General features: G+C 63.6%; 10 protein-coding genes. 7 read left to right on the top strand and 3 right to left on the bottom strand.

Annotated features, from left to right (window positions below):
* Positions 1–123: 123 nt before the first annotated feature.
* The 3 genes from ligB to ACIP02_RS00670 form a co-directional block, all read right to left on the bottom strand.
* A complete protein-coding gene (gene ligB, locus ACIP02_RS00680) occupies positions 124–1,812 on the bottom strand; it encodes an NAD-dependent DNA ligase LigB (RefSeq protein WP_400612241.1) in 1,689 nt (562 codons plus the stop codon).
* Between the two features lie 147 nt (positions 1,813–1,959).
* Positions 1,960–3,150, bottom strand: a complete 1,191-nt coding sequence (gene metK / locus ACIP02_RS00675; protein WP_400612239.1) for a methionine adenosyltransferase — start codon at positions 3,148–3,150, stop codon at positions 1,960–1,962.
* 18 nt (positions 3,151–3,168) lie between these two features.
* Positions 3,169–4,161: an ArsR/SmtB family transcription factor gene (locus ACIP02_RS00670; RefSeq protein WP_400612237.1), complete on the bottom strand. Its 993-nt coding sequence runs from the start codon at positions 4,159–4,161 to the stop codon at positions 3,169–3,171.
* A 250-nt stretch (positions 4,162–4,411) separates the two neighbouring features.
* Between ACIP02_RS00670 and tkt the strand changes: the two genes are divergently transcribed.
* From tkt to ACIP02_RS00635, 7 genes are all read left to right on the top strand, one after another.
* A complete protein-coding gene (tkt, locus tag ACIP02_RS00665; RefSeq protein ID WP_400612235.1) occupies positions 4,412–6,409 on the top strand; it encodes a transketolase in 1,998 nt (665 codons plus the stop codon).
* A 150-nt stretch (positions 6,410–6,559) separates the two neighbouring features.
* A complete protein-coding gene (gene epd / locus ACIP02_RS00660; RefSeq protein ID WP_400612233.1) occupies positions 6,560–7,621 on the top strand; it encodes an erythrose-4-phosphate dehydrogenase in 1,062 nt (353 codons plus the stop codon).
* A gap of 12 nt (positions 7,622–7,633) precedes the next feature.
* Positions 7,634–8,797 carry a phosphoglycerate kinase gene (locus ACIP02_RS00655; RefSeq protein WP_400612231.1) on the top strand — a complete coding sequence of 388 codons (1,164 nt, stop codon included), beginning with the start codon at positions 7,634–7,636 and terminating at the stop codon, positions 8,795–8,797.
* The gene (locus ACIP02_RS00650; protein ID WP_400612229.1) at positions 8,797–9,051 is read left to right on the top strand and encodes a hypothetical protein; all 255 of its coding nucleotides are present in this window, start codon (positions 8,797–8,799) and stop codon (positions 9,049–9,051) included. The genes ACIP02_RS00655 and ACIP02_RS00650 overlap by 1 nt, the downstream gene beginning before the upstream one ends.
* Before the next feature lie 64 nt (positions 9,052–9,115).
* A complete protein-coding gene (locus ACIP02_RS00645) occupies positions 9,116–9,445 on the top strand; it encodes an MliC family protein (protein ID WP_400612227.1) in 330 nt (109 codons plus the stop codon).
* 100 nt (positions 9,446–9,545) lie between these two features.
* Complete coding sequence (gene fba, locus ACIP02_RS00640) at positions 9,546–10,610, top strand: class II fructose-bisphosphate aldolase (RefSeq protein WP_201206955.1); 1,065 nt, start codon at positions 9,546–9,548, stop codon at positions 10,608–10,610.
* A gap of 214 nt (positions 10,611–10,824) precedes the next feature.
* Complete coding sequence (locus tag ACIP02_RS00635; protein WP_400612225.1) at positions 10,825–12,951, top strand: putative bifunctional diguanylate cyclase/phosphodiesterase; 2,127 nt, start codon at positions 10,825–10,827, stop codon at positions 12,949–12,951.
* Positions 12,952–12,959: the final 8 nt, after the last annotated feature.

Here is a 12,959-nt window from a genome sequence, read left to right as displayed (position 1 = left end):
CTGGACGGGGCGGGGCAGCAAAAAGTAGGGTGAAATCCTGCCTTGGTTTTGTCCATTTAGGAACCCTCGTCGGGGTTTTCCGCTTGAAACTCAGGGTTTTCCTACAAGTAAATTGGTAAAAAATCATTGCTTGTTGTTTTGAAAGCCATCAACGCCGGCATCGGCCAGCTGCGCTGCAATCGCCTGTACCTCCTCGCTGGCAAAAAAGCTGGCCAGTTTTTGCGCGCGCGTTTCGCCGATTCCGGGCGCTGTTTGCCACTCGCCAGGTGTGCGCGCCGCCAGCGCTGCCCACCCGCCGGTCAACGGCAGGCCGGGAGGCAGGGGCGCGCCAAGCCCTCGCAGCCACTGGGCAAACGGCCGCATGCGAGCGTCATCGAAAGTGCCCCGCAACTGCGCCGCCGTCGCCTCGCTGATGCCCGCCACCCGGCTCAGGCGCTGGGTATCCAGTTGCAGCCAGTCGGTCAGCGAGGTTACCTGCCCGGCGCTGACCAGGCGGCGCCATGTACCTGGCCCGGTGCGCGGCAATGCCAGCCCCTTTTTGCCGCTGAGCCAGCTGAGGCGGGCAATGAACTGTTCCTCGCAGCCTGTACGGGCTTGCCAGCAGCTGTGGGCGTGATGCTGGCTGGGCTCGGGCGCGGTCACAGGATGGCGCTCGACGGCGCGGTGCACCACCTGCTCAAGCCGCGGGATGGTCAGCCCGGCAAGGCTGACGGCCACCTGGTCACCGGGGCGGATGTCCAGGCTATGCCAGCGCGCCAGCGAACCCAGGCTGACCTGGGTGATGCGCCGGTCATCGAGGGTGACCGGCAGCAACTGCAGCACCGGTGTGACCCGGCCGGTGCGGCCAACCCGAAAGTGCACTGCGCGCACCTCGGCCAAAGCCTGTGCGTACGGGTATTTCCAGGCGGCAATCCAGTACGGTGCCTTGGCCTGCCAGCGCTCGGCGGGCGGCCGGTGGCCTTGGCGCAACACCACGCCATCGGTGGCGAAGGGCAGGGCAGAGCGGTACCAGTGCTCGCGCCAATGGGCTGCCTGCTCCAGTGTATTGATGGCGACGCTGTAATGCTGGGTGTCGGCAAAGCCCAGCTGTGCCAGCTGCGCGAGGCGCTCGGCTTGCGGCTCGGGCCCCTGCGGCCAGTCCCAGACAAACAGGCCGATACGGTTGCCCTGCTGGTTATCGAGCTGCTTGCGTGCGAGCAGCCCGGCCACCGTGCCACGGGCGTTGGCGCTGCCTGCCTGGGCTTGCACATGCGCACCCAGGCGCAGGTACAGCTCGCCCTGTAGTTGCAGGTCGATGGCCTGCGGCAGCTGCCGGGGGATGGCGCCGAGCCGGGGAATGTGGCGGCTCCAGTCGTGCCCTTGCACCCCGTCTCCCCGGCTGATCAGTTGCACCAGGCGGCCCTGCCGATAGATGAGGGAGACGGCAACGCCATCGACCTTGGGCTGTACCCACACGTCGGCCTTGCCGGACAGCCAGCGTTGCACGGCCTGGCGGTCGGCCAGTTTGTCGATGCCGGTGTGGGGCACCGGGTGAGGGACAGGGCCGCTGGCGCTGGCCAAGGGCGATGGCCCGGGCGCCAGGCCGAAGCACTGCTGCCAGTGCTCAAGGCGCTGGCGGCTCTGGTCGTAGAGTTCATCGGGCACCAGGGCCATGCCCTGGCGATGATAGTGGTCGTCCCATTGGGCAAGCGTGGCGCGAAGCTGGGTAACCTCGGTTTCGACGTGTTGCGGGTTCCAGTCTGGGCAGGGGTCGGCCCAAGCCAGTGGGGCCTGCAGCAACAGCAACAGGGTGAGCAAGCGTGTGTATGGCATGGCCAGCATCCTTGCGTGGCGGGAGGGAGCTTCCCAGCCTAGGCAGGTTTGCGGGTCCCTGCTGCCGCGCAGTTGTCAGCCGATATTTCACAAAAAAAGCCCCTGCCGATCACTCGGCAGGGGCTTTCATTTACCGCTGTAGGAAAATTACAGGCCGGCAGCGTCACGCAGCGCCTGGGCGCGGTCGGTGCGTTCCCAGGTGAAGGTGGTGAAGGTGTCGTCGCCGACAGTCTTCTGCTGCGGCTCACGGCCGAAGTGGCCGTAGGCAGCGGTTTCCTGGTACATCGGATGCAGCAGGTCGAGCATGGTGGTGATGGCGTATGGACGCAGGTCGAAGCACTCGCGCACGATCTGGATGATCTTGTCGTCGGAGACCTTGCCGGTACCGAAGGTGTTGATCGAGATGGAGGTCGGCTGGGCCACGCCGATGGCGTAGGACACCTGGATCTCGCAACGCTCGGCCAGGCCGGCAGCAACGATGTTCTTGGCCACGTAGCGGCCAGCGTAGGCGGCGGAACGGTCGACCTTGGACGGGTCCTTGCCGGAGAACGCGCCACCACCGTGACGGGCCATGCCGCCGTAGGAGTCGACGATGATCTTGCGGCCGGTCAGGCCGCAGTCGCCCACCGGGCCACCGATGATGAAGTTGCCGGTCGGGTTGATGTGAAACTGGGTGCCCTTGTGCAGCAGCTCGGCCGGCAGGGTGTGCTTGACGATCAGCTCCATCACGGCTTCTTGCAGGTCTTTCTGCGAAACCTCAGGGTTGTGCTGGGTCGACAACACCACGGCGTCGATGCCGACGACCTTGCCGTTTTCGTAACGGCAGGTGACCTGCGACTTGGCATCCGGGCGCAGCCATGGCAGCAGGCCGGACTTGCGTGCTTCGGCCTGGCGCTCGACCAGACGGTGCGAGAAGCAGATCGGTGCCGGCATCAGCACTTCGGTTTCGTTGCTGGCATAGCCGAACATCAGGCCCTGGTCACCGGCGCCCTGGTCTTCCGGCTTGGAGCGGTCGACGCCCTGGGCGATGTCCACCGATTGCTTGCCGATGATGTTCATGACGGCGCAGGTGGCGCCGTCGAAGCCGACGTCGGAGCTGTTGTAGCCGATGTCGATGATGACCTTGCGCACCAGGTCTTCCAGGTCGACCCAGGCCGACGTGGTGACTTCGCCGGCGATGATGGCGACACCGGTCTTGACCAGGGTTTCACACGCTACGCGAGCGTATTTGTCCTGGGCGATGATGGCATCGAGGACCGCGTCCGAAATCTGGTCGGCGATCTTGTCCGGATGCCCTTCGGACACGGACTCGGAGGTGAAAAGGGAGTATTCGCTCATCTCGAAGGTTCCTGAAATTTACCGATGGTGTATGTCGCCAGCCGTCCGCTGGAAATGGCGGACCTGGATCTGGAAACCGTTACGCAAGCCCACGTACAGGCTGTCTGCGTGAGTCAGCCCGGCAGCGTTGGCCCAGCGGGCCAGGTCGTCCTGTTCGAAGCCTAGCCAGAGGTCGCCGCAGGCTTCGCGTGCCCACCCCTGGTCATGGCTGCACAATTCGGTGACCAGCAAGCTACCGCCTGCCTTCACCCGTTTGGCCAGCTGGCGCAAGGCCAGGGCCGGGTCGCTGAAGTGGTGCAGCACCATGTTCAGCACAACGCAGTCGGCGGCCACATCCGTTGCACCCAGTGCATCGGCCAACTGCAGGTTCACGTTGTCGAGCCCTTCGCGCTGGCACACCTGGCGCGCCAGTTCGAGCATGGTCGCGCTGTTGTCCAGGGCGGTGACCTGGGCAAAGCGCCGGGCCAGGTCGGGCAGGAAGCCCCCGTCACCGGGGCCGACCTCCAGGGCACTGGCAGCCGGGTCGAAATGCAATTTGTCGAGCAGCGCCAGCAGGCTTTCGCGGTACTGCGGCAGGCCGGCGATCAGGTCTTGCTGGGCGCGGAATTTTTCTTCCACGCGCAAGAAAAAGTCCTGGCTGGTGGCCGCGCGGCGTTGCTGGACCTGGGCGATACGCGCCTGCACGTCTGGCGGCAGGGTCAGGTCATCGACTTCATCGAGCAGCGCCGCATGCAGGCGGCCACCCAGACGCAGGCTGTCGGGCAGGGCGCGGCGGTAGAAAATGGCATTGCCTTCGCGGCGGGTGGCCACCAGTTCGGCCTGGGCCAGCACCTTCAGGTGATGGCTCATGCCCGATTGGCCGACGTCGAAGATCTGTGCCAGTTCCAGCACGCCGAACGAATCGTTGGCCAGGGCGCGCAGCACGTTCAGGCGCAGCTCGTCGCCACTGGCCTTGCACAGGGCGGCCAATGCTTCGCGTTGCTCGGGGATCGATTGCGCACGGAGGTTCATGGGGCGGCAGTCTAGACAGGCATCGTTGCCCTCGCAAGGCCAATATCAAAAAGTTTTGATATTGGCGATGAGCTGCAAGCCGTAAGCTTCAAGCTACAAGCTACAGAGCAGTCTGCGTCAGCTTCTGCTTCTTTCTTGCAGCTTAAAGCTTGCCGCTTGGCGCTTAAATGTTTGCCCCAGGCCCCCCCAGTGGGCGAAAATGGCCGCCTTTTTCGTGACACCACCTATACAAGCCCCCAGGAGACCAGCGATGCCCAGCCGTCGTGAACGTGCCAACGCCATTCGCGCCCTCAGCATGGATGCCGTGCAAAAGGCTAATAGCGGCCACCCAGGTGCCCCCATGGGCATGGCGGATATCGCCGAAGTACTGTGGCGTGACTACCTGAAGCACAACCCGAGCAACCCAAGTTTCGCCGACCGTGACCGCTTCGTGCTGTCCAACGGCCACGGCTCGATGCTGATCTACTCGCTGCTGCACCTGACCGGCTACGACCTGTCGATCGACGACCTCAAGGCCTTCCGCCAGCTGCACAGCCGCACCCCGGGCCACCCGGAATACGGCTACACCCCAGGTGTCGAGACCACCACTGGCCCGCTCGGCCAGGGCCTGGCCAACGCCGTGGGCTTCGCCCTGGCAGAAAAAGTCCTGGGCGCCCAGTTCAACCGTGACGGCCACACCATCGTCGACCACAACACCTATGTGTTCCTGGGCGATGGCTGCATGATGGAAGGCATCTCCCATGAAGTCGCCTCGCTGGCCGGCACCCTGGGCTTGAACAAGCTGGTCGCCTTCTACGACGACAACGGCATCTCCATCGACGGCGAAGTGCACGGCTGGTTCACCGACAACACCCCGGCGCGTTTCGAAGCCTACAACTGGCAGGTGATCCGCAACGTCGACGGCCACGATGCCGAAGAAATCAAGATGGCCATCGAGACGGCGCGCAAGAGCGACCGCCCGACCCTGATCTGCTGCAAGACCACCATCGGTTTCGGTTCGCCGAACAAGCAGGGTAAGGAAGATTGCCACGGCGCACCGCTGGGCAACGACGAAATCGCCCTGACCCGTCAGGCCCTGAACTGGAACCACGGCCCGTTCGAAATCCCGGCCGACATCTACGCCGAATGGGATGCCAAAGCTGCCGGTGCCAAGGCCGAAGCCGACTGGAACCAGCGCTTCGACGCCTACGCCAAGGCCTTCCCGGAGCTGGCTGCCGAGTTCAAGCGCCGTGACAGCGGCGAGCTGCCGGCTGACTTCAGCGCCAAGGCCCAGGCCTACATCGAAGAAGTGGCTGCCAAGGGCGAGACTATCGCCAGCCGCAAGGCCAGCCAGAACGCCCTGAACGCCTTCGGCCCGCTGCTGCCCGAGTTCCTCGGCGGTTCGGCTGACTTGGCCGGCTCCAACCTGACCCTGTGGAAGGGTTGCAAGGGTGTCGAAGCCAATGACGCCAGCGGCAACTACGTGTTCTACGGCGTGCGCGAGTTCGGCATGACCGCCATCATGAACGGCGTTGCCCTGCACGGTGGCCTGGTGCCTTACGGCGCGACCTTCCTGATGTTCATGGAATACGCCCGCAACGCCGTGCGCATGTCGGCACTGATGAAGCAGCGCGTGATCCACGTGTACACCCACGACTCCATCGGCCTGGGCGAAGATGGCCCGACTCACCAGCCGATCGAGCAGCTGACCAGCCTGCGCAGCACGCCGAACCTGGACACCTGGCGCCCGGCCGACGCGGTGGAATCTGCCGTGTCCTGGAAAAACGCCCTGGAGCGCAAGGGTGGCCCTTCGGCGCTGATCTTCTCGCGCCAGAACCTGCAGCACCAGGACCGCAATGCCCAGCAGATCGCCGACATCAGCCGTGGTGGCTATGTGCTCAAGGACTGCGCTGGCGAGCCTGAGCTGATCCTGATCTCCACCGGTTCCGAAGTGGGCCTGGCGGTTCAGGCCTTCGACAAGCTGACCGAGCAAGGCCGCAAGGTGCGTGTGGTTTCCATGCCATGCACCAGCGTGTTCGATGCCCAGGATGCTGCCTACAAGCAGTCCGTGCTGCCGCTGGAAGTGGGTGCGCGCATCGCCATCGAAGCTGCCCACGCCGACTTCTGGTACAAGTACGTCGGCCTGGAAGGTCGTATCATCGGCATGACCACCTACGGTGAGTCGGCGCCGGCTTCGGCACTGTTCGAAGAATTCGGTTTCACCCTGGAGAACATCCTGGGTACTGCCGAAGAGCTGCTGGAAGACTGATACAAGGAAGGCGAGGGCCTTTGGCCCTCGTTCGCGGCACAAGGCCGCTCCCACAGGGTATTGCGCACGCCGTCCCCTGTGGGAGCGGCCTTGTGCCGCGAATGGGCCGCGCAGCGGCCCCGTATAACTGCCGGAGTTCAAGAGCTACCTATGCCCCACCTGCGTCCCTACAAAGTTGCACTCAACGGTTATGGCCGTATCGGCCGCTGTGTCCTGCGCGCGCTGTTCGAGCGGGGGGCAAAGGCCGGTTTCGAGATCGTCGCGCTGAACGACCTGGCCGACCAAGCCAGCCTGGAATACCTGACCCGCTTCGACTCCACCCACGGGCGTTTCCCCGGCGAGGTGAAGGTCGATGGCGACTGCCTGCATATCAATGGCGATTGCGTGAAAGTGATGCGCAGCGCCACCCCCGAGGGCATTGACTGGGCCGCGCTGGGCATCGACCTGGTGCTGGAGTGCTCCGGTGCCTATAACACCCGTGCCGATGGCCAGCGCTTCCTCGATGCTGGTGCGCCGCGGGTGCTGTTCTCGCAGCCGATGGCCAGCGAGGCCGATGTCGACGCTACCGTGGTCTACGGCATCAACCAGGGTTGCCTGACCGGCAACGAGCGACTGGTGTCCAACGCCTCCTGTACCACCAACTGCGGCGTGCCACTGCTACGCGTGCTGGACCAGGCGTTCGGCATCGAATACGTGCAGATCACCACCATTCACTCGGCGATGAACGACCAGCCGGTGATCGATGCCTACCACCACGAAGACCTGCGCCGCACGCGTTCGGCCTTTCAGTCGGTGATACCGGTGTCCACCGGCCTGGCGCGCGGTATCGAGCGACTGCTTCCGGAACTTGCCGGGCGAATCCAGGCCAAAGCGGTACGCGTGCCGACAGTCAACGTCTCATGCCTGGACATCACCCTGCAGACCGCCCGCGACACCAGCGCGGCCGAGGTCAACCGGGTGCTGCGCGAGGCAGCGCTGGAAGGCCCGCTGAAAGGCCTGCTGGCCTACACCGAGCTGCCGCACGCCAGCTGTGATTTCAACCATGACCCGCATTCGGCGATTGTCGATGCCAGCCAGACCCGCGTTTCCGGCCCCCGCCTGGTGAACCTGCTGGCCTGGTTCGACAACGAATGGGGGTTCGCCAACCGTATGCTCGACGTTGCCGAACACTTTCTGCACGTCGTTCAACCAATCCGCAACAAACAGCCCTGAAGGACTGCATTCATGACCGTGTTGAAGATGACCGACCTCGACCTGCAAGGTAAGCGCGTACTGATCCGCGAAGACCTCAACGTGCCTGTGAAGGACGGTGTGGTAACCAGCGACGCGCGTATCCTGGCAGCGCTGCCGACCATCAAGCTGGCCCTGGAGAAGGGCGCGGCGGTAATGGTCTGCTCGCACCTGGGTCGCCCGACCGAAGGCGAATTCTCGGCCGAGAACAGCCTGAAGCCGGTTTCCGAGTACCTGAGCAAGGCGCTGGGCCGTGACGTGCCGCTGGTTGCCGACTACCTCGACGGCGTCGAAGTACAGGCCGGTGAGCTGGTGCTGTTCGAGAACGTGCGCTTCAACAAGGGCGAGAAAAAGAACGCTGACGAGCTGGCGCAGAAGTACGCCGCCCTGTGCGATGTGTTCGTCATGGACGCGTTCGGCACTGCTCACCGCGCCGAAGGTTCGACCCATGGTGTGGCCAAGTTCGCCAAGGTCGCGGCTGCCGGCCCGTTGCTGGCTGCCGAGCTGGATGCCCTGGGCAAGGCCCTGAAGGCCCCGGCCAAGCCGATGGCGGCCATCGTCGCCGGCTCCAAGGTATCGACCAAGCTGGACGTACTGAACAGCCTGAGCTCGGTCTGCGACCAACTGATCGTCGGCGGCGGCATTGCCAACACCTTCTTGGCTGCTGCCGGCCACCCGGTGGGCAAGTCTCTGTACGAGCCTGACCTGGTCGACACCGCCAAGGCCATCGCCGCCAAGGTCAGCGTACCTCTGCCGGTCGACGTGGTGGTCGCCAAGGAATTCGCCGAAACGGCCGAAGCCACCGTCAAGGCCATTGCCGACGTTGCCGCTGACGACATGATCCTGGACATCGGCCCGCAAACCGCAGCCAACTTCGCCGAGCTGCTGAAGTCGTCGAAAACCATCCTGTGGAACGGCCCGGTTGGCGTGTTCGAGTTCGACCAGTTCGGCAACGGCACCAAAGTGCTGGCCAAGGCCATCGCCGACAGCGCTGCGTTCTCCATCGCCGGTGGCGGTGACACCCTGGCAGCCATCGACAAATATGGCGTCAGCAAGGAAATCTCCTACATTTCTACCGGTGGTGGCGCCTTCCTCGAGTTCGTTGAGGGCAAGGTCCTGCCAGCCGTGGCAATCCTGGAAGAGCGGGCCAAGGCCTGATGAAGTCGGCGCTTGGCAAAGGGAGTGGCCTGATGGTCAAGCAATTGCCTGTGATGATGCTGGCGGGTTTGCTGAGTGCGTGTTCCGGCAGCCCGTCCTCGAGTGCCGACGACCCGGCGCAGCCGCCCAAGGGCGGTTGCTACCAGTCCGAGTGGCAGGCCGAGACCGTGCCGGTCATCAGCAAGCGCGTGGGCCCGGAGGGCCTGGAAAAGTACGATGAAGACCACCAGCGCAAGGCGCCGGGCTGCCCGTGACCCCCGGCGTTTCGTCAGGTCAGGCAACCAAGCGACCGCTGTGTGGTCATCTAGAGGATATGCAATGAAAGCGCTCTTGGCCGTAACGGCCCTGGCGACACTGGCAGGATGCTCACTGCTGCAGCCGGCGCAACCCGCCCCGGCAGACAACTGGACCCGTTGGGTCTGTGACAACCAGGCCGAAGTGCTGTGGCGCTTCGCCGATGCGCAACGCGACCAGGTTGATGTACGCCTTGGCGGCGGTGACCAGGTCTACCGGCTCAAGGCCGAACCGGGTGCCTCGGGTGCGCTGTACAGCGATGGCATGCTGGCCTTCCACACCAAGGGCGAAGAAGGCCTGGTGTACTGGGTGGCAACCAACGACCTGATTGGGCGGGGCTGCAAGGCACCGTGACTGGCCGGGCCGCAACGGTGGCCCACACTACTTGAACAGCAACCGCCCCTGCGGCAGGCTTGCACGAAACAAACGACGCTTGTCGGGAGAGAGATACACAATGGCACTCATTAGCATGCGCCAGATGCTGGACCACGCCGCCGAGTTCGGTTACGGCGTACCGGCTTTCAACGTCAACAACCTCGAGCAGATGCGCGCCATCATGGAAGCGGCCGACAAGACCGACTCCCCGGTGATCGTTCAGGCTTCGGCCGGTGCCCGCAAGTACGCTGGCGCGCCGTTCCTGCGCCACCTGATCCTGGCGGCCATCGAAGAATTCCCGCACATCCCGGTGTGCATGCACCAGGATCACGGCACCAGCCCTGACGTCTGCCAGCGTTCGATCCAGCTGGGCTTCAGCTCGGTGATGATGGACGGCTCGCTGGGCGAAGACGGCAAGACCCCGACCGACTACGAATACAACGTCCGTGTTACCCAGCAGACCGTTGCCATGGCGCACGCCTGCGGCGTTTCGGTAGAAGGTGAGCTGGGCTGCCTGGGCTCGCTGGAAACCGGCATGGCCGGTGAAGAAGACGGCATCGGCGCCGAAGGTGTACTGGATCACAGCCAGATGCTGACCGACCCGGAAGAAGCCGCCGACTTCGTCAAGAAGACCCAGGTCGACGCCCTGGCCATTGCCATCGGTACCAGCCACGGTGCCTACAAGTTCACCAAGCCGCCAACCGGTGACATCCTGGCCATTGAGCGCATCAAGGAAATCCACAAGCGCATTCCCAACACTCACCTGGTGATGCACGGTTCTTCTTCGGTACCGCAAGAGTGGCTGGCGATCATCAACCAGTACGGCGGCGAGATGAAAGAGACCTACGGCGTACCGGTTGAAGAAATCGTCGAGGGTATCAAGTACGGCGTGCGCAAGGTCAACATCGACACTGACCTGCGTCTGGCGTCCACCGGTGCCATGCGCCGTCACATGGCCCTGAACCCGAGCGAGTTCGACCCTCGCAAGTTCTTCGCTGAAACCGTGAAGGCCATGCGTGACGTGTGCATCGCCCGTTACGAAGCCTTCGGCACCGCCGGTAATGCCTCGAAGATCAAGCCGATCTCCCTGGAAGGCATGTTCCAGCGCTATGCCAAAGGTGAGCTGGCCGCCAAGGTCAACTAAGCCACCCGGCTACACAAGAAACCCGCAGAAATGCGGGTTTTTTATTTTTGGGTATTAGAGCCAGCGCATATTCTCGGCAGAACAACCGTTGGTCGGCTACCGTACAGTTCAGTCACTGATAGCGTTCTGATTGCATTGCGTGTTATCCGCTCAGGTCTAGAGTAATGATGGATCCAACCGCATGTTGAAGTTGGTCACATAATAGAGAAGCAGCATGGATGTCGCTCACCCTCAACCACAGCCACTGGATGGCAGCTCGGTTCTACTGGTGGTAGACGATTACCCCGAGAACCTCCTCAGCATGCGGGCCTTGCTGGCCCGTCAGGATTGGCAAGTGTTGACGGCAAGCTCGGGGACGGAAGCCTTGGGCGTGTTGCTTGAGCACGATGTCGACTTGGTCTTGCTCGACGTGCAAATGCCGGAAATGGACGGCTTCGAAGTCGCCCGGCTGATGCGCGGCAGCCTGCGTACGCGGCTGACACCGATCATTTTCCTCACCGCCAACGAACAGTCCGAAGCGGCCGTACTCAAAGGCTACGCCAGTGGCGCCGTGGACTACATGTTCAAACCGTTTGACCCGCAAATTCTCAAGCCCAAGATCCAGGCCTTGCTCGATCAGCAGCGTAACCGACGCATGCTGCAGCGGCTGACCCGTGAGCTGGAAGCGGCCAGGGCGTTCAATGCGTCAATTCTGGAGAACGCTGCCGAAGGCATCCTGGTGGTCGATGCCCAGGGCATCATCAGCTTTGCCAACCCGGCCATTTCCCGCTTGCTGGCGGCCCCCGTGCAGCAACTGCAAGGCACCCACCTGCTCGACCTGGTGCACTTGGCCAGTGCCAGCCTGTGGCGCGAATCGGACTTCTACCAGGCTTACCTGGGCCGACGCATCTTCCGCGTGCACGATGCCCATCTGTGTACCCTTGGCGGCGAACGGGTGCCGGTGGCGTTGTCCTGTGCACCACTGCCGGCCGAACAGCAGGCCATGGTGGTGACCGTGCTGGACATGTCGGTGGTGCGTAACCTGCATCAGCAGTTGGAGTACCAGGCCGTCACCGACCCGCTCACCGGCCTGCTCAACCGCCGCGGGTTCTACCAGGCGGCCGAAGGCGCGCTGCTGCGCAACGAGCGCTCGGACAAGGCGCAAGCGTTGATGTACATGGACCTGGATGGCTTCAAGCGCATCAATGATTCGCTTGGCCACGACGCGGGTGACCGGGTGCTGCGCTGGGTCGCCGAGCAGCTCAAGGACTGCCTGGGCAGCGAGGCCTTGCTGGCGCGCATGGGCGGCGATGAGTTCACCGCGCTGTTCGACAGCTTGCCTTACCCGGAGCAGGCCGGGCGTTATGCCGAACGCCTGCTGGAGCGGGTGTCCATCAGCCATGAGGTAGACGGGCTTGATGTGTGCCTTGGGGTCAGTATCGGCATCGCGACTTACCCGGAATCCGGGGCCAATGTCGAAGGCCTGCTGCGGGCGGCAGATGCGGCGATGTATGCGGCCAAGCAGGCCGGGCGCCAGCAGTACCGCTTCTATGACCAGGAACTCAACGGTCGGGCGCGCTCGCGGTTGATGCTTGAAGACAGCGTGCGCACGGCCATCGAGCAGCAGGATTTCAGCCTGGTGTACCAGCCGCAGGTCAGCTTCATCGATGGCCACTTGCGTGGCTTCGAGGCCTTGCTGCGCTGGCAGCACCCCAGCGTCGGCGATGTGCCCCCAGGCCTGTTCATCCCCTTGCTCGAAGAAGCGCGCCTGATCAATCGCCTGGCCAGCTGGATCTACCGCCAGGGGGCGGCTCAGCGACAGGCCTGGTACCCGCGCTTTCCGGCAGACCTGGTACTGGGCATCAGCCTGAGCCGGGCACAATTCGCCATGCCCAGCCTGGTTGAAGAGCTGCAGCGGGTGATTCAGCTCTACCAGTTGGCGCCGGCACAGATAGAGGTGGAAGTTGCGGAAACGTCGCTGATGTACAACATCGATGCGGCGGTGAAGGCGATCCACCGCCTGCGCGAGCTGGGGGTAAGGGTGGCGCTGGATGATTTTGGCGCAGGCGATTGTTCATTGCGCATGCTGCGTGACCTGCCGATCGATACCCTCAAGCTCGATCGCCACCTGGTGGCACGGCTGCCCGATTCGGCGGTGGATGCCGCGTTGGTGCGCAGCGTCATTGGCCTGTGTGCCGACTACGGCATCACGGTCATTGCCGAAGGCGTGGAAACCCCGGCCCAGGCGGCCTGGCTGCGGGCCAACGGTTGCGAATACGTGCAGGGGTTTCTGGTCGCCAGGCCAATGACTGCAGCAGATGCCAGCGGCTTTCCGGTGATTTTCCCCTGGCCAGGGCCCTGATTGGCTAG

It is taken from the genome of Pseudomonas sp. NPDC089408 (assembly GCF_044749445.1).
GTDB lineage: Bacteria > Pseudomonadota > Gammaproteobacteria > Pseudomonadales > Pseudomonadaceae > Aquipseudomonas.
Note: the sequence above shows the minus strand (reverse complement) of the source record. Positions and strands in the feature narration are given on the sequence as shown.